Below are 25003 nucleotides of genomic sequence, written 5' to 3'. Positions count from 1 at the left end.
GATTTTCATACTTTACATACCAAAATAGTGCGAATTAAACAGTGAAAGAGGTGAACCGGCTATGTGCAGACAAAATTTGTGGCAATACCTTTATATAAAATTGAATAGCTATGAAAAACGATGTTGTAGCTGAGTTCGATGCAATATTAAGATCAAGAATAAAGAGAGGCAATCATATAAAAAACGATAAAAAGGAGATTTATATTATGAGAAATAAAAAATTTTTACAAGTAGTAGCAACAAGTTTAGCAGTGGTAACTCTATTAGCAGGATGCGGGTCAAGTACATCGTCTGGTACAGAATCTGACGCAACAGCAGGCAATGACTTAAAAGTCAAAAAAGTAAAAGTAGCCTATGATCAAGCGTCAAAACCAATGACTTGGTTAGATGAAAAGGGAAATGCAACAGGATATGATGTAGAAGTTATGAAATTAGTGGATGAATTACTTCCAGAATACGAATTCGAATACGTTGGAACGTCAAGTGATGACTTACTGGTAGGTGTTGAACAAGGTAAATATCAAGTAGGTGTTAAAAATGCTTTCTGGACAAAGGAAAGAACGGAGAAATTTATCTACCCTAAAGAATTCATTGGACTGAGTAGTGCAGGTCTTGTGTTAAAGAAAGAAAATGAAAAGATTAAAACACTATCAGACTTTGCCACAGCTGGTTTTTCTCTAGCACCAATTGCTGCTAACAATGCGCAATATACAATTGTGGACGAATATAACAAGGCCAATCCAGACAATAAGGTAAAGTTGAAAGCCGGAGATGCATTCACAGTGGACGTGGTTCAATGGGTAAATGAAGAACGTGTAGATGGTGGCGTAATTATTGGGAGCGCGTTCGATAAGCAAGTAAAAGCGGAGGATGGCCCTTATCATAATTTAGTCAATGACGTTGTTTATAATGAGTTCGCGGTCATCAAAACTTGGCCACTGTTCAACAAAAAAGAACAGGAATTTGCAGATGCTTATGATGAAGCTATTAAAAAACTGAAAGAAGAAAAGAAGACCAATGATTTAAGTACAGAATTCTATGGTAGAGATTTGTTCGAGGTATTGGATACTGTAGAAAGATAATAACGGTGTGATTAACATAGTCTTAAAAAAATTTAAACATTCAGGCTACAACTTGTCATTTTCTAATTTTAGGGTTTTGGGTAAGTTACCTAATCAACCTTACTAATTAAGAGGTGACAAGTTTTTGTATGTATTTCCTTTGATAGTCAAGAATGATGAATCTTTTAATAGAAGATGGAGGTGAAACATGGAGAAATATTTTGATGTAACATACATAGCTGAGTCCGTCCCCCTGTTACTTCCATTTCTTAAAGTAACATTTTTAGTTGCTGGTCTATCAGTTCTTTTTGGGACATTACTAGGTTTCATCCTAGCAGCAATGAAAACAGGAAATAGTAAGATTGCTAAGAAGATTGCTTATGGATATACAACGATATTAAGATGCACACCGTCCATTGTGCTACTATTTCTAACGTATTATGGAATTCCGTCAATTGCTGGTAATTTCGGGATAAACTTAAATGATGTTGATAAAATTGTCTTTGTTGTCATAACTTTCTCGCTTCAATTTGCAGCTGCCATGTCTGAAGTGATTAGAACCGCGTATGAATCAATCGACAAGGGGCAATTTGAGGCTGCGGTTAGTGTAGGGTTAAGTAACGCACAAGCTTACAGGAGAATTATTTTTCCACAGGCTTTTGTCGTCGCATTACCGAACTTTGGTAATAGCTTACTTGAGTTGATGAAAGAAGGGGCTTTAGCCTATACAATCGGGTTGATTGATATCATGGGAAAAGCAGAGCTTATTATCGGTGCGAACTATAATACTCATGCATTAGAAATCTATCTTGCCTTAGCAGTGGTTTATTGGATACTTTCTATTGTGATTGAACAACTCTTTTTAAAGTTAGAAAAGATGTTTAGTAAAGGAAAACAAGTGATTAAAACTACATAAGGGGGTGACAGAGTGTCGGAGGGTCTAAATTATCAGTTTTTAGTGGATACATTTTTTGTTGCCTTATCAGGAGTACCAATCGCATTGCTAATTACAATTGTAGCTTTACTGATTGCTTTGCCGTTAGGATTCTTACTTGCGTTAACAAGAATAAATCGGATACCAGTTTTAAATCGTTTTGCGCAGATTTACGTTTCCTTTGTTAGAGGAACACCTGTCATTATTCAAATTTTTATCATCTATAGCAGTGTGCCCTTATTGCTCGCTTCGATATTTGAAAAGTATAACATTAACATGAATGTGTACGATGTAAATCCAATTTGGTACGCATTCATTGTTTTCTCCTTGAATACGACAGCAATTCTTATCGAAGTGTTTCGTTCGGCTTTAAGCACGGTAAGTAAGGGACAATTGGAAGCGGCTTATTCCGTTGGTTTAACAAATGTACAAGCGTTTAGAAGAATTATCATTCCGCAGACATTAGTTGTCGCCTTACCAAATATTTGTACAGCAACAGTTAATCTAATAAAAGCAACATCTTTAGGTTATGCCATGTCATTGCAAGAAATTACGTTAAGAGCCAAAGTGGCAGCCAATGTAGGCTACAATTATGTTGAGGCTTATATTGATATCTTCCTCGTCTATCTGATTTTATGTAGTTTAGTGGAATATATATTTAAATTGTATGAAAAACGATTAAGAAGGTATAAAGCAGTCAATGCCTAAAATAAAAAGCAGGAGGTGGGCAAGATGTTAGAGATTACAAATATCCACAAATCATTTGGGAATAATGAGATTTTAAAAGGTGTGGATTTACAAATAGACAAGGGGGATGTTGTTGTAATCCTTGGACCAAGTGGTTCCGGAAAAACAACATTACTTCGATGCATTAACTTTCTTGAAAAAGCAGACCAAGGGCATGCCATTTTTGGCGATATTGATGTCAATCTTAAAACAGCATCCAAAAAGCAAATTCATGAAATTAGGCAGAAAGTTGCCTTTGTATTTCAAAATTATAATTTATTCAATAATAAAACAGCATTAGAAAATGTAACAGAAGGGCTGATTATTGGAAGAAAAGTTTCAAAAGATGAAGCGAATGAGATTGGCAAAAAAGCATTGGATAAAGTAGGTCTCGCAGAAAAATACAATGCGTATCCGAGTGAATTGTCAGGTGGGCAGCAGCAAAGGGTTGGTATTGCAAGAGCGGTCGCTTTAAATCCAGATATCATTCTATTTGACGAACCAACATCTGCACTAGATCCAGAACTAGTCGGCGAGGTGTTGACCGTCATGAGAAATATTGCCAATGAAGGAACAACGATGTTAGTCGTTACGCATGAAATGTCTTTTGCAAAAGATGTAGCAAATAGAGTGATCTTTATGGATGCCGGCGTCGTAGTAGAAGAAGGAACACCTAAAGATATTTTTGTAAACCCAAAAGAGGAACGAACAAAGAAGTTCTTAAAGAGAGTATTACCAGAAGATTATATCTTTTACATTTAGCCACATTCTTTGCGTAGCTTATTGTATAGTGGCGGTGCGGGGCTTCTAAAAAATCAGTTCCGCACCGCCACCTTTATAAGGGTATACATGAACCTTTTTCATCGTTGTGCTTTAGAGCAGACGCTCATGGAGGCTTCTTGCGCTGACTGAAAAGGACTATTAAACAATATTTTAAAACGAGGGTCTAATCACGCACTCTAAATGCAGTTCTTAGTGGTGTTTATGCTTAATTTGAACGGTATATTGTGATTGCGGGGTCTTGACCTGGACTTTATCCCCAATCTATTTTTTCTTAATTTTTTAAAACAAAAATGGGGGTGGGGGTATGACAGCCTGTTAAACCGGGAGAAAAAAGGTCTACTGCATCCAATTTTTCAAAACTTATCTAAAAAAACGTCAATTTCAAATATTCAGGCATTGCGTTTTTTTAACAGCATGGTATGATGGCATTAATTAAATATACATTGCACTGGGGGAGTCTTTAAGAGGCTGAGATAGAACTTTGTTCTAGACCCTTTGAACCTGAACCGGATCATGCCGGCGGAGGGAAGTGGAGATATTAACTCAGTTAGTTTATATGTGGATATCTACCCCTTTCCTATATTCAGGAAGGGGGTTTTTTGGTTTTATTTCAGTATGTATGGATACGAAAATCTAAAGAGTCCCATACCATTTTGGGAAACGTAGCCCATGACCAATATGACTTGCCCATGTAGAATGCACATTAAAAGGAGATGAAATGATGAATTCGATTAGAAAGCTTTCATTAACTGCCATGATTACAGCGTTAACGACACTAACCAGTTCCTTTGTTTTTATTCCTATGGGTTTTGCAAAAGTCTTTCCTATTCAACATCTAGCTAACGTATTAACAGCCGTTATGTTAGGACCTGGCTATGCCATTGCCCAGGCTTTGCTCGTCTCAATCATTCGAAATATGGCTGGAACGGGTTCTATCTTTGCTTTTCCAGGGAGTATGATTGGGGCCCTACTTGCAGGACTGCTATTTAAGTATACGAATAAGATTGGCTATGCTTGTCTAGGTGAGGTTATAGGTACTGGGATTATTGGGTCGCTAGTCTGTTATCCGATTGCCTTGTTGTTTTTAGGAAAGAAGGTTGCTTTGTTCGGATTTTTACCTGCATTTTCAATCAGTTCTTTAGCGGGTGCGAGTATCGCGTTTATTTTATTAAAAGTTTTCTTGAAAAATAAATATTTGGAGGGGTTACTTTATGAAAACAGCACTTACAATCGCAGGCTCTGACTCAGGAGGGGGAGCGGGAATTCAGGCCGATTTAAAGACATTTTCTGCACATCATGTGTTTGGTATGTCTGTTATCACAGCTGTCACCGCCCAAAATACAGTTGAAGTTCGTTCGATTCAAACGATGAGCAAAGAAATTATACGTGACCAAATATCAGCCGTTTTTGATGATATTGAAGTTCATGCTGTGAAAATTGGCATGCTTGGTTCGGCTGAAAATATCGAAATGGTTGCTAAAACGCTTCATACGTATAAGCCACAGCATATTATCCTTGATCCAGTTATGATTTCTAAAAGCGGGGATCATCTACTTGAAATCGATGCAGTAGAAGCACTAAAAAAGCACTTGATTCCAATGGCAACGATCGTGACTCCTAATCTACCAGAGGCGGAAACGTTATCAGGAATAACGATTCAATCCAAACAAGATTTATATGAAGCATGCCAGATTATCGAGCAACTAGGAGCGAAGGCAATCTTGTTAAAAGGAGGACACTCTGCAGGTGATCCAAATGACCTTTATTATGATGGAGCAAATTATACATGGTTGAGGGGGGAAAGAATACTTACGAAAAATACGCACGGCACGGGCTGTACACTTTCATCCGCGATTGCCGCTAACATGGCAAACGGACTTGGAATCGAGGATGCAATCTATCATGCAAAGGAATATATCACAAAGGCAATATGTGAGAGCTTTGCCATCGGAAAAGGACATGGTCCAGTCAATCATTTCTATCGATTTCAGGAAGTGCATCAATTATAAAGTGAAACTTCTATCAATGGGCTTTTTCATCTTCCCACTGATGGTTCGTTAAATCGGGATAAATCTGGAGGGAATGACTATGCAAAAAAGGATTGAATTATTATTCAAGAAAGTCCGAAATGCAAATCCGCTTGTTCATCATATAACCAATTCGGTCACAATCAATGATTGTGCGAATTGTACACTTGCCATTGGTGGCTCTCCTGTTATGGCATCCAGTGTCAATGAAGCTGCAGATATGGCGAAAATCGCCAATGCACTAGTCATCAATTTAGGGACGCTTAATGCCGCTTCCTGTGAAGCAATGATTCTAGCGGGCAAAGCTGCTAACTCTGCTCATATACCGGTCATACTTGATCCTGTTGGAGCTGGGGCAACACCTTATCGGATTGAGATGGCTGAAAAGATTCTTCGTGAAGTGAAGATGAGCATTATTAGAGGGAATGCCAGTGAAATTTATAGTTTAATAGGAGGGCAAAGTCAGACAAGGGGCGTCGATTCAGGGACGGTGTCTTTTTCAGGAGCGGACCTTGCTGTGAAAGCAGCGCTAGAACTAAACAGTACAATCGTTGTAAGTGGTAGAACAGATGCAATTAGTAACGGTGAAACGACTGTTTTAGTAAACAATGGAGATCCCCTTTTGACGAGGGTGACAGGAACAGGCTGTATGGCGACATCCTTAATTGGCAGCTTTGCTGGAGTTACAGATCAGATGCTTGACGCAGCAATAGCGGGAATTTCCGTCATGAGTATTGCTGGCGAATTAACGAAGAGCAAGCTATTAGAGGGAGAAGGAACGGGTACTTTCCGAGTGAAATTAGTCGATACGATCTCGCTGATGAACGGAGCGACTTGGATGCAGGAGGTACAATTACATGAGTACGCTACAAGATAATCTAAGTCTCTATCTTGTCACAGAAGAATCGATCCCACTTGAGAGGCTTGAGCAAATTATTGAAGAAGCAATCCTTGGAGGAGTTACAGCAGTTCAATTAAGAGAAAAAACAGCCGATGGAAAAACTTTTTATGAAAAAGCGTTAAAAATTAAACAATTACTCACAAACTATTCCATTCCACTTTTCATAAATGACCGTGTTGATATTGCGCTTGCAGTAGAAGCAGATGGCATTCATATTGGACAAGATGATATCCCATTATCTGTCGTTAAGAAAGTAGTTCCTTTGTCTATGAAAATTGGTGTTTCCGTTAAAAATGTCCAACAGGCCCTGATAGCTGAAGCAGAGGGGGCTGATTATATTGGCGTAGGTTCCGTCTTTCCAACCGCAACAAAAAAGGATGCTTCGATGCTACAGCATGGAACACTTAAAATAATTTGCCAAGCTGTTACCATTCCAGCTGTTGCGATTGGTGGCATAACCACTGCCAATCTTCCTCAAATTCTCGATAGCGGTATATGTGGTGCAGCGATTGTGTCGGCAATTATGAAAGCAGATGATCCGAGACAAGCGGCTGAGAGTCTAAAAAACAAGTTACGAATGGCAAGGACGCTTACAATACGAAACAAATGAATTGTTGGGGAAATTGAATTAAATATCCTACTATTTACTAGGGGGAAAAGAAAGAGGTTGTCCCACAACGAAATGGTCAACCCCACATCTAAGATATATCGTATATATGGCACAATAAATGGTGTATAGAGTGTGAGTTAAGACCCTTTTGGGACGCGGCCGCTGAAAAAGTAGTTCTTATTAAATGCTTTAAAGATTTTCATCAATATACAGATAATAAAATAAGCTAACGACCAATATGTGGTAGGTGGTTAGCTTATTATCCTCCAAAGCTAACGGGCGCAAGAACTCGTGCTCGGAACTGATATCAGTCAGTTCTTTTTTTTGACTAAAAGGGAATTTGCGTCTTTCAAAACTTTTTTATAATAAGGAAGCCGGCATACTTTTTGTATCTGCCGGAGTTTTCTCCTGTTTCCAGGAAAATCAACTCAAAGGAATATTTCAGGAAATGGCGTTTCACTTTCCTGGTGGCGAGTTGTACTTCGATGCGGAATCAAAATTTGCGTTAAAGACCTCAAATTGCACGGTGGAAAAGACGGGGAATAAAGGTGCAAAAATGTATTTCTATGTTAATAATCCAAAAGTACTTGAAGGCTGGTCACCAAAAATTAAGATATTATCTTGCGAGTCGTACTTTAAAGGTATACCTGCAAGCAAGAAGTGGGAAAGTGCTACTCGTGTAATGATGAGGGGTGTAGATTTATTAAAGATGTTGAAGTTTGTCCATTTGCGGTTCGTAAGAAAGTAATTTGATCGAAAACGGCATAAAAATTAATATTCAATTGCTTCTTTATCATTTTCCGAAAGAAGACTCCCTCTTCGATCGTGTAAAGAGTGTAGCCCCACGATAAGGGGGAGATGAATTTTAGCCTAATGGCCCTTCTTTTTGCCCCTTTTTATGGATTCTAGAGATTAATTGGATATTTATGCTAAGTATCTATCTCATCATCAAAGTTGGATAGATATTTTTGGCATTAGCATAGAAATCCGACTATTATAGTGCGTGTTCAAAAAGGAGGATCAAAAGAGCCGAGAAGTTCGAGGAGCGGAGGGACAGAGCTATGAAGCAATTCGACAGCAATTTTTATTGGACTTTTTGAACAACCTCATAAAGTGAAATTCCCATCCTCTATAAATAATTCCCCCGTTATGCCCAACAAGATGCTCTGCAAAAAAATGATTAAGGGCATGTTGATTCCTTAAATATCCAAAATACCGTTTGGATTTTTCGAACGGTGTAATATTTTGAAACGGAATCAGACTCCTTTTAATATCATGAAAAATCTCTATTTTAAAAATTAGCATTAGGAAGATGCAGGGATTTAACATGAGTAAGTTTTAAATACACGGTTTCTCCACTTGCAATGGCTATTTCCAATAGGTTGTTTTTTACCTCTTTTAACAATCCGATTTTCATTGGATCTCCTCCACCATCAATCACCACCAGTTTTCCCTCTACCTTTTTTAGTTGGTCCTCAAAGGAGCGCAACAAAGGGGTATTAGAAGGATTAACTGGCAGGCTTGTGTTGCTGAGAGTGTATGGAGTAATATTTTTATGGTATGGGGTAATCCATTTCAAGTGTGATAGGGAAATATACATCGTGTTAAAAACTGGTGAATAAAAAACAAAGTAATCACTTAAGACGCTGAGAATATACCCGTGGAAAGACAGATTACCAATTACAGAAATTTCCGTAAACATCCCTTTAGCATTAGTTAATATTTTACGATAGGAAATGGACTCCGTTTCTTCAGCTAATGACGATTCTGTCGGACTATCAACCTGGTCATTCGTATTACTATTAAGTTGGAGGCTACGGACATGAAGCCATGGGATATAAAAAAACTTTTGACCGTCATATAACACCAGTATATCTGAACCTACATCTATAAGAATTCCTTTAAAATAGCTTTTCTTTGTCAATTCTATATAAACGTTATTTCCAATTAATTCCGTCATATTGCTCAACAAAATCTCCTCCTAGAATTTTAAATTGATTGAATGTATTAGGTAATTATAATTAGGACCCAATAGAATAATAGATATAGCGTTACAATTGTGGGCAAGGGGATGACAACTATGGAGACACTTAAATAAATTTTTTTCATTTTATTTTGTTTTAGTATATGCATCCAAATAAGGGGGGCAAGTGTAACGATAGTTATAAAGGGTTTCAAACCAGATTGATGAAACTGGTTTTGGGGATTGAGCTTTGGTTCGAGAAAATCCCTACTTTAAGAAAATATATAATATTAGTTCTTTAATTTTGTATCAAAGATTGTAGTCTTACCATCTATTTTTCCGATATGTTTTCTGTACCTCTATGAAGAGAAGGCGAGTTGTATCCAGTTATATAACAAAAATAAGGTTACAATTACCGTTGGTGGAATGACAATCAATGATACGCTTAAATAATCTTTCCATTTCACTTTGATCTTATTTTTCTTTAAAATATGCATCCAGATTAAGGAGGCGAGTGTCCCAATAGGCAGCAATAATGATCCTATGTCGCTTCCGATAATACTTGCAAGATACATAGTCTTTAGTGTCATGGGATCCAGGTTCATTTCTGTTAATGTAATGGTTCCAATCAACAAGGCGGGATGATTATTAAAAAGGTTAGATAATATGGAGACTAATCCCCCCATGATAAAACTTGCATGGAATAATCCCTCCTTTACAATCGGTTCACATATATTTAAAAGTAGGGCTGTTAATCCTGAGTTGTGAAGGCCATAAATGAGCACATACATGGAAAAAGCAAAAATCAGGATGTGCCAAGGCGTTTTCTTCAATATATCAACAGGATTTGTACGTAAGTGGTACCATCTCCATATAAGCAATACGAGTGATCCAAATACCGCAACAAACTCAATTGGAATAGCAAAGAAAGAGGCGACAAAGAGCGAACAGCGCATGACAAAGACAAACAGCAAGATCTTTAACATAAATTTTGTACGTTGACGTTTGGAATCAACTGAAATTTGCCCTTTTAAAGGATGAAAGTTTTTCGTGAAAAATATGTGCTCAATGTCAAACGCTGAATTTGGTAATTGTTTTGGCAGTTTCCGTTTGACCACTACATACATTAACCATGACATAAATAATAATCCTAACGATGACGGGATAAACATCATCGCAGTATGCATGTAAAGCGTCATGTTAACAATTTTCAATGCAATTAAATTAACAATATTACTTACCCCGATAGGCGCGCTTGAAGCTGTGGCAATGAGTGCTCCAGTTAAAAGGTAGGGAATTTGTTGATGGGGTTTTAACTGCAAGTTTTTGAGGAGTAGAATTAAAATGGGGGTAGTGATAAGGATACTGCCATCGTTATTAAATAACAGTGTCATCAAAAAACATAATAACTGAATGTACCAGTATAGCCGATAGCCTGAACCTTTAGCTAAGATGGTTAGTCGTGCTGCTGACCAGTGAAAAAAACCGAAGCTTTCTAGGATAACAGCCATAACTATTGTTGAGATAATGGTGATTGAAGCGCCGCCAATCTTATAGATAATGTCTAGAACATCAGCACGAGATACAACGCCTGTTAATAAAATAATCGCTGCACCAATTGATGCTGGCCATGCCTCGTTAATGCCTTTCGGTCTCCATAAGATTACTGCTGTTGTGAAAAGGAATACAATAATTGAAATCATGATGTGAATATCCATTGTAAAGTATCATACCTTCCTTTCTAGAATCTTTTAGTATCTCCTTGACCGATAACAAATTGGGATCTCGCCAATGTTACAGAGAGTTTGTACGCAAAGCCCTTTCGTAAAAGATTATCAAACTAGATTAATGAAAATTTGTTTTTTGAGTGAGTTTTAGTTCGATTTTTAGAGAATGGATAACCTTGGTTCTTTCCTTTCATATCAAAGATTGTAGCCTTAACGTACATTTTTTTCGCCATGTTGTCTGTACCACTACTAGAATAATCCCTAATCCAACCGATGCCAGACAAGCTTCATTTATCCCTCTTGGTCTCCAAAATATAGGTACCATTGTCATTAGGAACGCTGAAGCAGAGCTATGAAAATGTTCAAAACTTATGGATGAACATACCCTCTATTCAATGATATTGGTCAGTAGACACTGCATGTCCGATTACTCATATGTATATTCATCCCTACTGGTAATTAGCTGGATATGCGACTATATTTATAAAAATGTGCATCTGTACTTCTAGTAAAAATACCATATGAAGATGGGTGACTAGTTGTCTAAATAAAAAATGTGCCCACCCAATCAGATAGACAATTGAAATTTTTAAAAATATACTGGTGGTTATACAAATTTCATCGAATGGATAGGAAACAATCGAACTTATAAATGAGTTATAAGGCAGCTAGAAATTGAAGATTTTGCGGAGATGGATAAAGTTGAACAAGAAAATTATTTAACATTTTGAATAAAAAATTATAGGCTTTTTTTGTGCAGGTAACATAAACCTCCTTATCGGACTCTAGCAAGATCTTTTCATAACAATAATTCTAGGTTTAAACTTCCTTTTAACAAGTCTCCCTCTGTGGAACCGAGCTTTCGAAAAATTGTGTAATTTGGTTCTTCATCTTCAGTTTTATCCATTTGTTTGAAATAAAGGATACATACGGATGTAATCAGAAACGTTAATCCTAAAAAGTCAACGATAAACATGATTAGTCTTATAGCCATTTTCTGATTGTTACTCCTTTCAAGGCGGGAATCATATGAGCGGTGATCACTAAAATTCATTTTTTGAAAAATCTTATTTGCTTATTCAGTATTTGCTTTATCGAAGCGGAGGTATTATCAACACTAGAACGGGACTAACAATTAGTGGGGGATGAAGAAAGCCCCACTGATTGAAGTTTCACTTTATGAGAGTTTTAGACTTTTAGAATGGATATATATAACAATAAATAATTTGGTCTTTTTACTCTCTTGTCTTGGACTCCCTTTGATAATCTACGTTTGAATGCCGACAAGATTCACACTAAAACCTTTATTGCGTTTCATATATATTAAAAATTGTACTGTCTGAAGTAGAATTAATAGGCAACGCAAATGAAGCCTATCTTTATAATAATTGTAACAGGGAGACCCAAAAGTATATTTGTCCAGTTAAGGAGTTTGGAACCAGCTGGATTATTATGAAGAAGATGGAGACTAATATGCCACAAGCAATCATGAAATATACGAAACTAATCGAGTTGGAATTAATATTCCTGAGTTATGGCATCATTCCAATAGATTTACGGTTAGCTAATGTCGCATTTTCCGAGGATAATGAAATGGTTGTTATTGATTACGGTCTATTCACCATGGATTTTAAAGCCCTGTGTTGCGCTGGTTATTTAATGATGGTCCTTTTTAAAGACGTATGATAGATAACTAATTGATGCCATGGTAATGGCATATACAAACCTATTATTTTATTTGTCCTTTATCGGCGGAATCCCCTACTTTATAAGGGGGGATTTTTATTACTATATTAAAAATTTATTACTTATCCATTTCGTTTTCTCACTTGAAAATTAAGAAGCAATTGTCTTTACACGATATTTCCACACGATAGAATTTAATTACTGCTTCAATTGATTTAATTCCTGAACACACTTTTGGACAAGAGTTACCGCCTGGCTCATAGACATTCCTCCACCAAAAGCTACGGTAACTCCAACAGCTTCAAGAATTTCTTGTTCTGAGCACCCTTGATCAAGACAGCCTTTAGTGTGATATATAATACAATACTCATCTTGAGAATAAAGGCTTATGCCTAAAGCAATAAGCTGTTTTTCTTTCTTAGATAAAACACCTTCTTTAAAACACTCTTTTGTAAAGGCATTAAATTGTTCAGCGAGTTTAGGCATTTTCTCAGTAAATAAACCGAGTCCAGCTTTATATTCACGAAGGGCGGCTTCTGTAGAAGTTCTAGCTTCAAATTCCATACATAATTCAGCTCCATTTCATTAATTCATTAATTCCAAATTAGTATGAGCTAAATACAAGGTGATTAATCAACATCGATGTTATTTTTTATTGCAGATTAACGAGGCAGTTAGACTCCCATTTATCCTTCCATAATCAAGTACTCATATTTTCCCCCTTTGAAGGCAAAATGATAATAAATGTTAGGAGAGGGTGATGAAAATGGAAGTGAACAACGAATGTAGTCCTTATCAAGCAGGAGATATTGTTTTTGTTTTTTATCGAAACCCTCATACACAAAATGTAGCGAATATACAGGAAGCGGCAGTCGTGAATAATCCGGAGAACCCGAATGAATTAGCGCTTTTTTTGTACGAGACTTATTATCCATTAACTAATGAATTGGCTGTATATTCAAGCGAAGCAGAGGCTGAGCGAGCGTATCAACAATATTTCGGGGATGTATTTTTATGATCAAACCATTTACACCCCAACTCGTATACTTTGAACCACAAGCGCTAGATTATCCACTTGGAAAAGAGCTTAAAGAAAAATTTGAAAAGATGGGTATAGAAATTCGATATACGACTTCTCATAATCAGGTAAGAAATCTTCCCGGTGAAAATGATTTTCAAAAATATCGAATTGCCAAGTCTACACTAGTAGTTGGAATAAGAAAAACTCTCAAGTTCGATACCTCAAAACCTTCAGCTGAATATGCTATTCCTTTTGCCACAGGCTGTATGGGACATTGTCATTATTGTTATTTACAAACAACGATGGGAAGCAAGCCGTATATCCGTACATATGTGAATGTGGATGAGATATTAGCAGCTGCCGATCAATATATGGAAGAGCGAGCACCAGAAATGACAAGATTTGAAGCAGCTTGTACTTCTGATATAGTCGGTATAGACCATCTAACACATACATTAAAACGGGCGATTGAGCACTTCGGAGAATCCGAGTATGGAAAGTTGAGATTTGTTACAAAGTTTCACCACGTCGATCATTTACTCGATGCAAGGCATAACGGAAAAACGAGATTTCGTTTTAGTATCAATGCCGATTATGTGATTAAAAACTTTGAGCCAGGGACATCTCCTTTAGCAAAAAGAATTGAAGCAGCAGGAAAAGTAGCAAGAGCTGGATATCCATTAGGGTTTATTGTGGCACCTATTTACCTTCATGAAGGTTGGCAAGAAGGGTACTATCATATGTTTGAACGTCTGGATGCTGAATTACCTATTGAAGCAAGGAAAGATATTACATTTGAATTCATTCAACATCGTTTTACAAAGCCGGCAAAAAAAGTAATTGAAAAAAACTATCCGATGACTAAATTAGAATTAAATGAGGCAGCACGAAGATATAAATGGGGGAAATACGGAATAGGCAAATACATTTATCAAAAAGATGAAGAAGAGGATATTAAAGAACATTTATATTCCTATATGGAGAAGTTCTTTCCTAATGCAAAATTAGAGTATTTCACATAAAGCAAACTTCTATCCATCTTTGTTTATTTATTGTTCCGGTTATAAATATAAAATCCAATGACGCAGTCTAGACCTTTGTAGAGATAAGTTAATCAGTAATTATCATTACTCAATGCTCTCAGAATATTTCTAATCACCGACGTGAAAATATAAGATAGTGTTTAGGGATCAACTAATTTTGGTATGGAAGGAATATACGTGAAGGCTTAATTCCAACTGCATTAGGATCAGCTGTAACCGTAATAGGTTCCGCTTTGAAACAAAAATGTAATTCCAATAAAATGGTTGCCCATACCGTTTTTTGGATTCGGTTTAGCTCACGTGGTATTAGGAGTAATTGACTTTGTTTGAACACCGTCCGTTAGGAAAAAGGCGAGCACATTTGGTGCTTGCCTTCTATTTATCAATAAATCCTTTTTAAAAACTTACAAGATCATTCCATATATTAGAATATAGAGATAGGATATTTTTTGAAAAATAGTTCATGCATAGCAAATAGGAGTAGGGTAAAAGAGTTTAATCCTATTTGCTTAATGATAAGTCATAATCTTTTCGTCGTAAGCGCATTTACGACCGATGCACTAATTCCGTGGAATCCACCGGAAACTTTGTAGCCGCCGGTAAACGATTAATTCCTTCAGTTAGTTTCCAAGATCCTTATTTATCTTTCGGATACGTTGATGTAAAACCCAGAAATATAGTTAATACCAACAGTTGATAAAGGATATATATACCTATGTAGGCTCCAGTAAATAAGAAAAAGGGGTTTAAGAAAACAGCGTGGATATTAGTCATAAAAACACTTTTATTTTTAATAATTTCAAGAATAGATAGAGAAGCAATATTTCCAAAAATAAGTGTCGAGATGATAGCACCGATATTAAAAATTAAACGGAACTTCATCCAGAATTTCTGTAAGATAAACATGCTTATAGGGAATACAATACTTGCTAGGACTAAGAAACTATCCATAAAATCACCTTCTTTATATAGTTAGAATTCACTTCTTGTTAATGTTTAAGTCAGTGTATGTGACAAGCAAGCATAAAGATAGCTAAGTAATTAAGTACGAGTCATACTAATGAACTAAACTTTTTAAAAAGTTCACATGCTCTCTGTCCTTATCCAATATCTCCTCAATCAATTGACGGCTTTCTAAATCTAAATCACCTTTTACAATTTCTTCTGATATATGAATTCCATAATAATCTTCTCCCTTTAATGCACTCTCTATTATTTCAACCGTTGTATCAGGTATTTTGAAATGGCTTATGTACCCTTGAATGGAACCAATAATCCCCTCATCATCTACTGGAGTTCCTCCGAGGTTTTGAATTCTTTCTGCTACCTTTAAGGCGTGATACTTATGATCTTGTTGAATCCTTTGAAATTCCTTTTTTGTGTTCGGGTCGTTTAATTTCTGTATGTGATGTTCATAAGCATGAATACCCATATATTGTCCTTTTAAAAAGGCATTTAATGTTTTTACTACATCGCTAACTTCCATAATAAAACACTCCTTTATCTATGTATTATTTGTCTAAAAGTAAGGACTATCCATATCCATTGCTTAAATGGGATGTGAAATTTTTACTTGCTCCAGGAAAAACATAGAAACGGAAGGGTTTAATTTGAAGAATAAGTGGAATAGTACGTAGAAAAGGAGTGAAAATCAATGAGCCAGCAAGATTTGAAAAAACAAGTCAAGAAAATTATCTCAGATCATAGAACGGGCGTCCTTTCAACTGTAGAAAATAACAAGCCTCATTCACGATATATGACGTTCTATAATGAGGACTTAACGCTATTTACACCAACGCAAGTGGATACTGAGAAAGTAGATGAAATAGCAAAAAATAAATCCGTTTCTGTTCTGTTAGGTTATGAAGATAAAGGACTAAGCGATACCTATGTTGAAATTTCCGGAACATCCATAATTAATGATTCGCAACATTTGAAAAAACAATTCTGGGATGAATCATTCAAAAAATGGTTTGACGGTCCTGAAGATCCAAACTATGTATTTCTAGAAATACAACCAGAAACGATCCGTATCTTAAATAATCATGGCGAACCACTCCAAGAACTTAATTTGTAATAACCGCAAAAATGTCGTTCATACCATACATTCTTTTAGTTAAGGGATACGAAACGGGTAAATAATTATTTAGAAATAGTAGCCATAATTTTCGGATTACGAATAACTACTAAAATGGAAATGGGGTACCGTTTATTGGTTGTTGGGAAGAGGATGCTTTGGATATTAAAAACGCTTGAATAATCTTTTATTACTCAAGCGTTTTTTTGTTTTTGTTTCATCGTAGAATCAGTTTAGATTAGGAGCTTAAGAGTTCATTCATGGAATTCAATACATGATCTATTGTTTCTTCACCGGCTTTTTTCCAGTGACTTTTATCTCTTAAATACCCGTCATTATCCAATGGTTCTTGAAATTGATTAAGACCTGCGGTAGTGGTCAGTAATGAGTTTTCATCATAGTCTAGTCCAATATTCACTACATGTTTGATAACATAAGGTGTTCCAAACTCAATAAATGCATTAGAGTGATCCAAAGCACCATCCAAAACATTGAAAGGGATTCGTAAGTAAATGGTTTCCCCATCTTCCCGCCATAAAACCGTGTCGAATTTCCCTTGGTCATATTCAAAATTACTGCAGAAACTACATCCAAAGGAGTTAAACATTTCTCGTACAACGCCAAAATAAGCCTGTTTTCCCTCAATACCTGATTGTAATTTGATCATCATCATTCACTCCTGATAAAAATGTTTATTACTATTCTTAACAAAAAGGTGAAATAGATACGATAAAAATAATAGAGAGATGTAAAGATGAAAAACTTTTTTAAAAAAACACGCTTTTTCTTTTGTTCGTTTATCAAGGTTATTAGTATCAATTTGATTAAACATTATTCTAAAGAAACATCTATTTCACAATTGGGCGTATTCTTGAATCGTTTCTAATTTAAATGGAGGATGGATACAACTCTCAGGTAAAGGTTAGACAGTTCTAAGTCAAGGAACTGAAGGGCTATATCGAGGGGTCAATTGAAGGGGGAATGTCCTGAAGAGTTCTCTCTTACTAACACTCGATTTAGTAAGAATGATAGTGTTATAAGCTAGGAGAAATGAAGTGAGAATTTACCGTACTAGTTCGACTGACGGAAACCTCCCCGAGCGGGTTGGTGTAAATCATGGTGCTTTGAGTTGAATGGTTATGGTGAGAATGCAAATAAACCTAAAGAAAAAGGTTAAGATCCTCGAACTTTTGAATGTACGGTTCTACATGCGCAATATATAGAAATGTGTATATCACCCCCCTTACCTATCTGTATGAATAAGGACAAGTGCTTAATTGCATTTTAGGGAGAGATTATTAAGAAACACTTAGATTTAAATGACTTCATTGTTTTAATTTTAAGATAATCACCTCATTCTTTGTCAGTTCTAACAATTTAGTATTAATGGTAGATCGTATTTTTCTCATCATTCACAGTTGCCCCATACCATATTTTAAGTTCAATTTTGACAATATTGACGTCGATGAATCGATTGTACTTTTGCAATAAGGACATTAAAGTGAAAAGGATTTTGGATATAATCATCCTCTCCAAACTGCATGGACATCAAGATATCAGCAAGGTGGAGGGGACTGCCTGTTAATGCAAGATAAAAAAGTCTAATAGGATTTTTGCATGGATTCACAAATAGTTGCTAACCTTGTTTAAGATTTCATTTCCGGTTTACTGTACGAACGTGTTAAGAGTTAAAGAAGCTAATGATTTTACATCTACAATTATTATTTAGAAAAAATTATTGGTAAAAATCCTTTATTAAAACAGGATTTAAGATTAAGCGTCCTTTATCATCTTTTTCGATTAGTTTCTTTAAAACAAATTTATTCATAATCCTGCTAACGGTTTCACGAGAAAAGCCAATCATACTAGCAAGATCTTTCACTTGGAAAGGTGTTAAAAATAAAATTTTATCATTTGAAAGTGTGACTGCATGATTTCTAGATAGTCGTAATAATAAGTTTATGACCTGTTCTTCAGCTGTATTAAATATTTTATCTTCTAAACGTAATTGCAAATCGATTATTTGTTTCCCGGTCATTTTAAGTAAGGCGACACTCATTCTTGGGTACTTTTCTAGCAATTGTTCAAAATGAGTGATTGATATAGAAATGAGAGTAACATCTTCCAGTACAAATGCATTTGCTAAATAATGATTTTTTTCAACAAAGAAATTATCTTGCGGAAACATTTCCCCTTCTGTATGGATTCCTACAATTAACTCTCTCCCTTTTCCATCAATTTTATATACTTTTACTTTTCCATTACACAAAAAATAAATCGAGTGCATGAAATCACCTTGCATAAAAAGATATTGATTTTTTTCCTTTTTTATATAGTCGCAATAGGTAAGGATATCATCCAACAGTTCTTTTTCTAATTCTCTAAAAAGCGGAAATGTATTTAATAGTTGATTCATAGGTCCTTTTTCATTCAACGTAGTGGCCTCCTTAGTTTATTAAAATGGGTGACAGAAATCACATATTTGAAAATGATTATCATTTATAATGAAAATTGCTCCTTTGTTACCAAATCTTTTATCAATTGTAATAATTTTGATTGATATGTGATTTTAATCACGCCGTGGGTAAAAGGTATCACCTATAATGACAATTAACCGATAATGATTATCATTATCATTCTAGTGTATTCATCGGAATAAATCAAAATCTATTTTTCATAATCTGATCATTCAGTAGCATAAAAGAAATTAGGGATGTGGTGGGGATTAGTTTGAGAACAAATTCTATAATTATTTTATTATTCCTTTTATTAATTACTGGATGCTCAAAAAGTTCAGTGAGTATGAAGGAAAACAAAGATCATACCGCACGAGTTATCATGACTGATCATGCGAATAGAGAGATCATGTTTGACGACCCGCCATTACGAATCGTCTCACTTGTGCAAGGAGATATGGAAATTGTTCATAGTCTTGGAGCAGAAATTGTTGGGCGGCCCACTGTTAGCAGTGAGGTCCTTCCAAAGGAACTAGCTGATATCGAGGAGGTTGGTACAGCTCATGAAGCTGATTTTGAGAAGATTGTTAGCTTAAAGCCAGACCTTATTATTGGACATGCTGGATTAAATATGAAAGATGCCAGCACTGCGGAAGCACTAGGATTGAAACTTTTTTTAACAAATAGCAATAGTTATGAAACGATCATTGAAGTCATTAGCATGTATGGGAAAATCCTAGATCGTGAAAATGAGGCGAATGAAATGATTGCCGAAATAGAAGAAAAGAAATCAACGATCCAAACCAAACCTTTAAACAAGAAAGTAAAAGCATTAATTGTTTATGGAACGACTGACTTATTTCTGGCTGCCTTGCCAACGTCTCTTTCCGGGAATTTATTAGAGATTGTCGGCGGCGAAAATATCGCGAGCAATCTCCCGGGAATTGATAGTTATCCAGATTATGCGCAACTGAGCATGGAGCGGGTCATAGAAGCAAATCCAGATGTTATTTACTTTATTACACACGGTGACCCAGATGCTGTAAAAGAGAAATTTAAACTAGAGTTAAAATCTAATCCAGCTTGGAATAAAGTAAACGCTTTTAAACATGACAATTTTAACTTTCTACCTTATGAACTATTTGGAACGAGTCCTGGACCGAAAGTGGCTGATTCACTAAGTTATTTAAGGGAGAGTTTAGAGTCGATTGCAACCGAGAAATAAATAGTGTTTTTCTGTGGAAAAGGGGCGGGGCTTTGCAAAATCAGCTCCGCACCGCCGCCTTCATAAGGTGATACAAATTGAGAACCTGAACCTTTTTCATCGCCTAAGTTGGGATCAGACGCTCATGAACGATTTGTATATTGAAACATAAAAAAGGAGAAGCAGATGGGTGAACCGAAGCACATTGACACTGAGAGAGACATACAGATTTTAAATTCAGAAAAGGATCCAAGGACAAAAAAGCGGTTTAGGACTTTATTTATTTTCCTCCTACTATGTGGTATTGCGATTGTTTATGGAGTAATGGTTGGTTCTGTTTCGATTCCATTAAAAGAGGTTTGGGGTGCATTATTTTCTACGGCGGATACGGTTGAAAAGCAAATTGTTTGGGATTTACGATTGCCACGTTTATTAACAGGCTTACTTGTAGGCGCTTGTTTAGCTGTTTCTGGAGCATTATTGCAAGGTGTCATGAGAAATCCTTTAGCCGATCCAGGGATCATTGGAGTTTCCGCTGGGGCCGGTTTAGTAGCGGTCATCATGATGATTATCTTTCCAGAATACATACACTTGCTTCCTCTAGGTGCGTTTCTAGGTGCGCTTATTGCCACGTTTACGATTTATTTTATTGCTTGGGATGGTGGGATTTCTCCATTACGAATGATCTTAGCCGGAGTTGCGATTAACTCGTTACTCGGGGCCGTTATGTCAACGGTTATGATTTTATACAGTGATCGAGTTCAAGCAGTGCTCCCTTGGTTGGTAGGGGGTCTTGCGGGGAGAAGCTGGCCGCATTTCCAAATCATTTGGCCTTATGCGCTCATTGGGCTTTTATTATCTATTTTCGCTATTAAACACGCAAATATTATGCTTTTAGGAGATGAAGTGGCTAGATTGGTAGGAAATAAAGTAGAACGAAGTCGTTTTTTTCTCATCCTGTTAGCTACTTTTTTGGCAGGGGCTGCGGTAAGTGTTGCTGGGCTAATTGGCTTTGTTGGGCTAGTAGTCCCTCATTTTGTAAGAATGATTGTCGGGAATGATTATCGCTTTCTCCTGCCGATTTCAGCACTTGCTGGTGCCTTCCTCGTTGCCTTTGCAGATACAGTGGCACGAAGTTGGTTTGATCCAATTGAATTGCCAGTAGGGATATTGCTAGCCGCAATTGGTGCACCATTCTTTCTTTACTTATTACGAGGAGGGATTAAAGGATGGAAAATGTCTTAGTAGCCGACCAACTCGCTTATCGTTATACGGATACATATTGTATTCAAGATTTTTCGATCTCCTTTAACAAAGGGGAGATGGTCAGTATTATCGGTTCGAATGGTTCGGGGAAGTCAACCGTCTTACGTCTCTTAACAAGGCTCCTAAAATCTGAAAAAGGGACCGTTTTCCTTGAAGGGAAGATGATAAACCAAATGAAAGAAAAGGATATTGCTCAAAAGATGACGATGTTGCCGCAAGTGAATAATCACAAACTAGACTTAACGGTCAGAGATTTAGTGACGCACGGACGCAATCCATATTTGAAATGGTTTGAAGAACCAAATGCTCATCATTCAACTTATATAGATTGGGCTTTATCTGTAACCGATTTAACCAAGATGCAACACCGGCCATTACAGGCATTATCAGGAGGTGAAAGGCAACGAGCATGGATTGCCATGTCGATTGCACAAACCCCTAATATATTAATTCTTGATGAACCAACAAGTTATTTAGATATTTCCCATCAATTAGAAGTCATGGAACTTTTAGAAGATTTGAACCGTTCTCTTGGGATGACGATTATTATGGTGCTGCATGATTTAAATCAAGCAGCTAGATATAGTGATCGAATTATTGCCATGAAAAATGGAAGGGTGGTGAGGCAAGGGAAGCCTCGTGACGTATATGATGACGAATTTTTTAGGGAAGTCTTTGCCATTAGAGCAAGTGTACATTTGGATGGGGATAAACCCATTTGTACACCTACAGGTTTAGTAAAAGAAAATAAAAAAAGTGAATGGAGCAATCAGAAATGTTTGTAATTACAAATACGTTAAAAGTAGAAAAAGGAAATGAAGAAAAGGTGTTGGCTCGGTTTGAACGATTGGGAGGAATTGAGGAAACACCTGGATTTATTTTGTTAAATGTACTTAAGACAAGAGGAACAAAGGAATATGATGAGTTTACTATTTTTTCAAAATGGGAGTCTAAGGAAGCCCATGATCAATGGACAAAAACAGAGTCTTTTAGACAATCACATAGAGGTGAACGTTCTGAATATGTTCTTGATTTTGGTATTGCTTTTTATGATGTTGTAGCAGAAAAGGCTGGAACTGGTAAATCACCTCAAGATGCCATATAAGCAAGATGAAATACAGTGGAAAAATACACTCATTTAGAAGGAAGGGATTAGACAAATGATCGGAATTATTTTGATGTCCTATGGTGGTCCGGAAAGTGTAGATGAGATTGAATCGTTTTTTACTCATATTCTACAAGGAAGAAAGCCGTCACCTGAGCAATTAAAACCAATAGTCGAACAGTATCTAGCTCTAGGCTCACCTGATCCACTAAGAACAAAGACAAAACGGCAAGCAGAGGCACTGCAATACGTTCTCAATCAAAGCGGGATGACAGAAATAAAAGTGTATCCAGCGTATAAACATGCATCCCCTTATATTGAAGAAACTGTTGGGTTAATGATTGCGGAAGGCGTTACTCATGTTGTTACATTGCCAATGACTCCATTTTATACCGCAAAAGGAGTCGGGCAATATCAGAGAAGCGTGCAAGATGAAATCGAGAAAAGGGAGCTAACGATCCCAGTATCTCATATTGATAACTGGTTTCTACACCCTGATTATATCGCCGTTATTGCAAGCCGGGTAAAAGAAGCACTAAACTGGTTGCCAAAGTCTGCTAGAGAGCAATCAACGGTTGTGTTTACGACACATAGTCAACCGGGAAACGAAGAAAAACATGAAGAATACGTGAAGCAGTTTACTGGATTAGCCGAGCGAGTAGCTACAAAGTTGAATGTAACGAATTGGAAGATTGCTTATAGAAGTGCAAGGCAGAAGCAGAACTGGCTAGGACCTGATATAAAAGATGTAATCCATGAAGAAGCGGAAAATGGTAAAAAGGGGATTGTAACATGTGAGTTACTTTCACTTACAAACAATGTGGAAGTGCTTCAGGAGATAGGAATTGAATGTCAAGAAATTGCTAACACATTAGGCATTCATTATGTTCGAACAGAATTTCTTGATGATTCTATCGATTTCATCCACGCCCTAGCAAACATTTCAAAAGAAAAATTAAGTGAACTAGAAGTGCTGAACGTTTAAATCTAGAAGGTAAAGAGAGTAACAAATCTGGTGATGTGAGAAACATCACCAAAAAATTTGGTTTTATAAATGATAATGATAATCATAATCATAATCATAATCAGTTGGATAATGAAGGAGAGTTAAATATGAAAAATAAGATGATTTATTTATTTACTATAATAGCTCTATTACTTGTTTCTATTGCTCCTAAAGTTGACGCAGCTAGTCAGCTTGCTGATGGGACGTATACGATTAATTATACGATTTTAAAAGGTGATAACGATTCAGCTTCGATGGCAAATGATTACTTTTTGAAACCAGCAACGTTGAATGTTAAGAACGGTACGATCCAGGTTCAAATCAAAATTAAACAAAGTAATTGGATTAAAGAATTGTCGATTAATGGTAGCCCAGTCAAGATAGTCAGTCAAGATCAAACTTCTGATACAAGAGTGATTCAATTTAGCGCATCTGATTTAACAAAGCCAATTCTATCAAAAATGCACGTCTTGATTGAAGATTATAACTATGATAATAAATATACGGTAAGATTTTCGTTTGACATGAGCAGTTTGAAGGGCATCAATGTAGCCGCTGCACCAACTGAAACGAAAGCTGCTACTCCAACGGAAAAGTCAACTTCTACAGCGAAGGCAAACAATGCGACAACAAAGCATTCTGAAGCAGTTTCGAACAGTAAGGAAGTTACAGCTGATACGAATGTAAAGAGTCAATCTAAGGCAGAAGCGAATCCAAAAACAGGAGATAGCACAGAAGTTGGAATACTGATTGTTATGCTTATCTCTGCTCTATTTTTAGCATATAAAATGAAGGCAAAAAGTCAATAATACATTTTGATTAAAGGGGACATGTAAGGTGAGGAAGCAATTTTATAAAATAATTTCTATTTTTACTATGTTTTTAATGATCTTTGGTACCCTAATTCCAACTTATTCACCTGTTTTTGCAGAAACACAACCGTTAGCAGACGGCGAATACAAGATTAATTTCCAAGTTTTAAAGGATGGATCAGAAGCAATTTCCGTAATGGATGGTTATACGGAAAAACCAGCAATATTAAAAGTTGAAAATGGCAACAAATATGTTGAATTAACATTAAAAAATAGTAATTGGATTAAAAAGTTCCAAGTGGAAAAAGATGGTGTGTATTCAGACGCTGAAGTAATTAGTGAGGATGATGGAAAAGCCACACGTGTAGTACGTTTTGAAGTTGAGAACTTATCAGAGAAACTTAATGCATTTACTCATGTTATTGTAACGGGGATTCCAGGTTTAAATTACGACAGTGAATATACGGTTCAATTTAAATTTGACCTGGGAAGCCTTGTAGAAGTAAATGTGCCAACACCTGAGCCAGAAGAACCAGAAAAGCCTGAGCCAACATATGAAGACGGTGAATACACGATCAACTTTCGTACACGCAAC

Annotated in this window: 26 protein-coding genes, 3 pseudogenes and 1 riboswitch; of the genes and pseudogenes, 21 read left to right on the top strand and 8 right to left on the bottom strand. The window is 36.4% G+C overall.

Annotation, left to right across the window (positions count from 1 at the left end; genetic code table 11):
- Nucleotides 1-206 precede the first annotated feature (206 nt).
- The 9 genes and pseudogenes from AC625_RS19710 to AC625_RS19670 all read left to right on the top strand — a co-directional run.
- On the top strand, nt 207-1082 hold the full coding sequence (locus AC625_RS19710) for a transporter substrate-binding domain-containing protein (RefSeq protein ID WP_049682841.1): 876 nt from the start codon (nt 207-209) through the stop codon (nt 1080-1082).
- A 187-nt stretch (nt 1083-1269) separates the two neighbouring features.
- A complete protein-coding gene (locus AC625_RS19705; protein WP_049682840.1) occupies nt 1270-1977 on the top strand; it encodes an amino acid ABC transporter permease in 708 nt (235 codons plus the stop codon).
- 12 nt (nt 1978-1989) lie between these two features.
- Nucleotides 1990-2703 (top strand): amino acid ABC transporter permease, encoded by a 714-nt coding sequence (locus AC625_RS19700; RefSeq protein ID WP_049682839.1) that lies wholly within the window; start codon nt 1990-1992, stop codon nt 2701-2703.
- A gap of 24 nt (nt 2704-2727) precedes the next feature.
- Entirely contained in the window at nt 2728-3483 is a 756-nt protein-coding gene (locus AC625_RS19695) for an amino acid ABC transporter ATP-binding protein (RefSeq protein ID WP_049682838.1), read from the top strand.
- A 461-nt stretch (nt 3484-3944) separates the two neighbouring features.
- Nucleotides 3945-4049: riboswitch (TPP riboswitch) on the top strand.
- Nucleotides 4050-4225: 176 nt separating this feature from the next.
- Nucleotides 4226-4747, top strand: coding sequence for an energy coupling factor transporter S component ThiW (thiW, locus tag AC625_RS19690; RefSeq protein ID WP_049682837.1), 522 nt, complete (start codon nt 4226-4228; stop codon nt 4745-4747).
- Nucleotides 4716-5513, top strand: a complete 798-nt coding sequence (thiD, locus tag AC625_RS19685; RefSeq protein WP_049682836.1) for a bifunctional hydroxymethylpyrimidine kinase/phosphomethylpyrimidine kinase — start codon at nt 4716-4718, stop codon at nt 5511-5513. The genes thiW and thiD overlap by 32 nt, the downstream gene beginning before the upstream one ends.
- A 73-nt stretch (nt 5514-5586) precedes the next feature.
- Nucleotides 5587-6408: a hydroxyethylthiazole kinase gene (gene thiM / locus AC625_RS19680; protein ID WP_082191177.1), complete on the top strand. Its 822-nt coding sequence runs from the start codon at nt 5587-5589 to the stop codon at nt 6406-6408.
- Nucleotides 6389-7042 carry a thiamine phosphate synthase gene (gene thiE / locus AC625_RS19675; RefSeq protein WP_049682834.1) on the top strand — a complete coding sequence of 218 codons (654 nt, stop codon included), beginning with the start codon at nt 6389-6391 and terminating at the stop codon, nt 7040-7042. The genes thiM and thiE overlap by 20 nt, the downstream gene beginning before the upstream one ends.
- 361 nt (nt 7043-7403) lie before the next feature.
- Nucleotides 7404-7790, top strand: a pseudogene (locus AC625_RS19670) (class I SAM-dependent methyltransferase); the annotation flags it as partial.
- Between the two features lie 543 nt (nt 7791-8333).
- On the opposite strand, the gene AC625_RS19665 reads toward AC625_RS19670, so the two are convergent.
- From AC625_RS19665 to AC625_RS19655, 3 genes and pseudogenes are all read right to left on the bottom strand, one after another.
- A complete protein-coding gene (locus tag AC625_RS19665; RefSeq protein ID WP_180320156.1) occupies nt 8334-9002 on the bottom strand; it encodes a DUF2642 domain-containing protein in 669 nt (222 codons plus the stop codon).
- Between the two features lie 362 nt (nt 9003-9364).
- Complete coding sequence (locus tag AC625_RS19660) at nt 9365-10723, bottom strand: arsenic transporter (protein ID WP_049682832.1); 1359 nt, start codon at nt 10721-10723, stop codon at nt 9365-9367.
- Between the two features lie 835 nt (nt 10724-11558).
- Nucleotides 11559-11807, bottom strand: a pseudogene (locus tag AC625_RS19655) (bacitracin ABC transporter permease); the annotation flags it as partial.
- Nucleotides 11808-12184: 377 nt separating this feature from the next.
- Between AC625_RS19655 and AC625_RS19650 the strand changes: the two are divergent.
- Nucleotides 12185-12418, top strand: a complete 234-nt coding sequence (locus tag AC625_RS19650) for a hypothetical protein (protein ID WP_049682830.1) — start codon at nt 12185-12187, stop codon at nt 12416-12418.
- A 198-nt stretch (nt 12419-12616) separates the two neighbouring features.
- On the opposite strand, the gene AC625_RS19645 is transcribed toward AC625_RS19650, so the two are convergent.
- Nucleotides 12617-12982, bottom strand: a complete 366-nt coding sequence (locus tag AC625_RS19645; RefSeq protein ID WP_049682829.1) for a carboxymuconolactone decarboxylase family protein — start codon at nt 12980-12982, stop codon at nt 12617-12619.
- A 202-nt stretch (nt 12983-13184) separates the two neighbouring features.
- Between AC625_RS19645 and AC625_RS19640 the strand changes: the two genes are divergently transcribed.
- The 3 genes and pseudogenes from AC625_RS19640 to AC625_RS26100 all read left to right on the top strand — a co-directional run bounded on the left by AC625_RS19640 (nt 13185) and on the right by AC625_RS26100 (nt 14812).
- Nucleotides 13185-13436 (top strand): transcriptional regulator SplA domain-containing protein, encoded by a 252-nt coding sequence (locus tag AC625_RS19640; RefSeq protein WP_049683836.1) that lies wholly within the window; start codon nt 13185-13187, stop codon nt 13434-13436.
- A complete protein-coding gene (gene splB, locus AC625_RS19635) occupies nt 13433-14461 on the top strand; it encodes a spore photoproduct lyase (RefSeq protein ID WP_049682828.1) in 1029 nt (342 codons plus the stop codon). The genes AC625_RS19640 and splB overlap by 4 nt, the downstream gene beginning before the upstream one ends.
- Before the next feature lie 194 nt (nt 14462-14655).
- Nucleotides 14656-14812: pseudogene (locus AC625_RS26100) on the top strand (asparagine synthase).
- A 306-nt stretch (nt 14813-15118) separates the two neighbouring features.
- Here the strand turns inward: AC625_RS26100 and AC625_RS19630 are convergent.
- Together AC625_RS19630 and AC625_RS19625 are read right to left on the bottom strand one after the other, a co-directional pair.
- On the bottom strand, nt 15119-15433 hold the full coding sequence (locus AC625_RS19630; RefSeq protein WP_049682827.1) for a hypothetical protein: 315 nt from the start codon (nt 15431-15433) through the stop codon (nt 15119-15121).
- Nucleotides 15434-15539: 106 nt separating this feature from the next.
- The gene (locus AC625_RS19625) at nt 15540-15968 is read right to left on the bottom strand and encodes a ferritin-like domain-containing protein (RefSeq protein WP_049682826.1); all 429 of its coding nucleotides are present in this window, start codon (nt 15966-15968) and stop codon (nt 15540-15542) included.
- Nucleotides 15969-16136: 168 nt separating this feature from the next.
- On the opposite strand from AC625_RS19625, the gene AC625_RS19620 reads away from it, so the two are divergent.
- Nucleotides 16137-16559, top strand: coding sequence for a pyridoxamine 5'-phosphate oxidase family protein (locus AC625_RS19620; protein WP_049682825.1), 423 nt, complete (start codon nt 16137-16139; stop codon nt 16557-16559).
- A gap of 238 nt (nt 16560-16797) precedes the next feature.
- On the opposite strand, the gene AC625_RS19615 is transcribed toward AC625_RS19620, so the two are convergent.
- Entirely contained in the window at nt 16798-17226 is a 429-nt protein-coding gene (locus AC625_RS19615; RefSeq protein WP_049682824.1) for a YugN family protein, read from the bottom strand.
- Nucleotides 17227-18294: 1068 nt separating this feature from the next.
- Nucleotides 18295-18993, bottom strand: coding sequence for a Crp/Fnr family transcriptional regulator (locus AC625_RS19610; RefSeq protein ID WP_049682823.1), 699 nt, complete (start codon nt 18991-18993; stop codon nt 18295-18297).
- A gap of 296 nt (nt 18994-19289) precedes the next feature.
- Between AC625_RS19610 and AC625_RS19605 the strand changes: the two genes are divergently transcribed.
- From AC625_RS19605 to AC625_RS26095, 7 genes are all read left to right on the top strand, one after another.
- Nucleotides 19290-20240, top strand: coding sequence for an ABC transporter substrate-binding protein (locus AC625_RS19605; RefSeq protein ID WP_049682822.1), 951 nt, complete (start codon nt 19290-19292; stop codon nt 20238-20240).
- Nucleotides 20241-20405: 165 nt separating this feature from the next.
- Complete coding sequence (locus tag AC625_RS19600) at nt 20406-21464, top strand: FecCD family ABC transporter permease (RefSeq protein ID WP_049682821.1); 1059 nt, start codon at nt 20406-20408, stop codon at nt 21462-21464.
- The gene (locus AC625_RS19595) at nt 21449-22270 is read left to right on the top strand and encodes an ABC transporter ATP-binding protein (RefSeq protein WP_049682820.1); all 822 of its coding nucleotides are present in this window, start codon (nt 21449-21451) and stop codon (nt 22268-22270) included. The genes AC625_RS19600 and AC625_RS19595 overlap by 16 nt, the downstream gene beginning before the upstream one ends.
- The gene (locus AC625_RS19590; RefSeq protein ID WP_049682819.1) at nt 22261-22590 is read left to right on the top strand and encodes an antibiotic biosynthesis monooxygenase; all 330 of its coding nucleotides are present in this window, start codon (nt 22261-22263) and stop codon (nt 22588-22590) included. Before AC625_RS19595 ends, AC625_RS19590 begins: the two co-directional genes overlap by 10 nt.
- A gap of 55 nt (nt 22591-22645) precedes the next feature.
- The gene (hemH, locus tag AC625_RS19585; protein WP_049682818.1) at nt 22646-23575 is read left to right on the top strand and encodes a ferrochelatase; all 930 of its coding nucleotides are present in this window, start codon (nt 22646-22648) and stop codon (nt 23573-23575) included.
- 128 nt (nt 23576-23703) lie between these two features.
- Nucleotides 23704-24405: a heme uptake protein IsdC gene (isdC, locus tag AC625_RS19580; RefSeq protein WP_049682817.1), complete on the top strand. Its 702-nt coding sequence runs from the start codon at nt 23704-23706 to the stop codon at nt 24403-24405.
- 28 nt (nt 24406-24433) lie between these two features.
- On the top strand, nt 24434-25003 hold a 570-nt coding region (locus tag AC625_RS26095; RefSeq protein WP_180320123.1), incomplete at its 3' end, for an NEAT domain-containing protein.

The organism is Peribacillus loiseleuriae, from assembly GCF_001183985.1.
GTDB classification, from domain to species: domain Bacteria; phylum Bacillota; class Bacilli; order Bacillales; family DSM-1321; genus Peribacillus; species Peribacillus loiseleuriae.
Note: the sequence above shows the minus strand (reverse complement) of the source record. Positions and strands in the feature narration are given on the sequence as shown.

Bases quoted from the DNA above. Each gene is read 5' to 3' on its own strand.
- AC625_RS19640 (WP_049683836.1), top strand. From the start codon at position 13,185: ATGGAAGTGAACAACGAATGTAGTCCTTATCAAGCAGGAGATATTGTT.
- AC625_RS19710 (WP_049682841.1), top strand. From the start codon at position 207: ATGAGAAATAAAAAATTTTTACAAGTAGTAGCAACAAGTTTAGCAGTG.
- AC625_RS19705 (WP_049682840.1), top strand. From the start codon at position 1,270: ATGGAGAAATATTTTGATGTAACATACATAGCTGAGTCCGTCCCCCTG.
- isdC (WP_049682817.1), top strand. From the start codon at position 23,704: ATGAAAAATAAGATGATTTATTTATTTACTATAATAGCTCTATTACTT.
- AC625_RS19645 (WP_049682829.1), bottom strand. From the start codon at position 12,982: ATGGAATTTGAAGCTAGAACTTCTACAGAAGCCGCCCTTCGTGAATAT.
- thiW (WP_049682837.1), top strand. From the start codon at position 4,226: ATGAATTCGATTAGAAAGCTTTCATTAACTGCCATGATTACAGCGTTA.
- thiM (WP_082191177.1), top strand. From the start codon at position 5,587: ATGACTATGCAAAAAAGGATTGAATTATTATTCAAGAAAGTCCGAAAT.
- thiD (WP_049682836.1), top strand. From the start codon at position 4,716: ATGAAAACAGCACTTACAATCGCAGGCTCTGACTCAGGAGGGGGAGCG.
- AC625_RS19615 (WP_049682824.1), bottom strand. From the start codon at position 17,226: ATGATCAAATTACAATCAGGTATTGAGGGAAAACAGGCTTATTTTGGC.
- AC625_RS19665 (WP_180320156.1), bottom strand. From the start codon at position 9,002: ATGACGGAATTAATTGGAAATAACGTTTATATAGAATTGACAAAGAAA.
- AC625_RS19625 (WP_049682826.1), bottom strand. From the start codon at position 15,968: ATGGAAGTTAGCGATGTAGTAAAAACATTAAATGCCTTTTTAAAAGGA.
- AC625_RS19590 (WP_049682819.1), top strand. From the start codon at position 22,261: ATGTTTGTAATTACAAATACGTTAAAAGTAGAAAAAGGAAATGAAGAA.
- AC625_RS19620 (WP_049682825.1), top strand. From the start codon at position 16,137: ATGAGCCAGCAAGATTTGAAAAAACAAGTCAAGAAAATTATCTCAGAT.
- AC625_RS19600 (WP_049682821.1), top strand. From the start codon at position 20,406: ATGGGTGAACCGAAGCACATTGACACTGAGAGAGACATACAGATTTTA.
- AC625_RS19650 (WP_049682830.1), top strand. From the start codon at position 12,185: ATGAAGAAGATGGAGACTAATATGCCACAAGCAATCATGAAATATACG.
- thiE (WP_049682834.1), top strand. From the start codon at position 6,389: ATGAGTACGCTACAAGATAATCTAAGTCTCTATCTTGTCACAGAAGAA.
- AC625_RS19695 (WP_049682838.1), top strand. From the start codon at position 2,728: ATGTTAGAGATTACAAATATCCACAAATCATTTGGGAATAATGAGATT.
- AC625_RS19630 (WP_049682827.1), bottom strand. From the start codon at position 15,433: ATGGATAGTTTCTTAGTCCTAGCAAGTATTGTATTCCCTATAAGCATG.
- splB (WP_049682828.1), top strand. From the start codon at position 13,433: ATGATCAAACCATTTACACCCCAACTCGTATACTTTGAACCACAAGCG.
- AC625_RS19595 (WP_049682820.1), top strand. From the start codon at position 21,449: ATGGAAAATGTCTTAGTAGCCGACCAACTCGCTTATCGTTATACGGAT.
- AC625_RS19660 (WP_049682832.1), bottom strand. From the start codon at position 10,723: ATGGATATTCACATCATGATTTCAATTATTGTATTCCTTTTCACAACA.
- hemH (WP_049682818.1), top strand. From the start codon at position 22,646: ATGATCGGAATTATTTTGATGTCCTATGGTGGTCCGGAAAGTGTAGAT.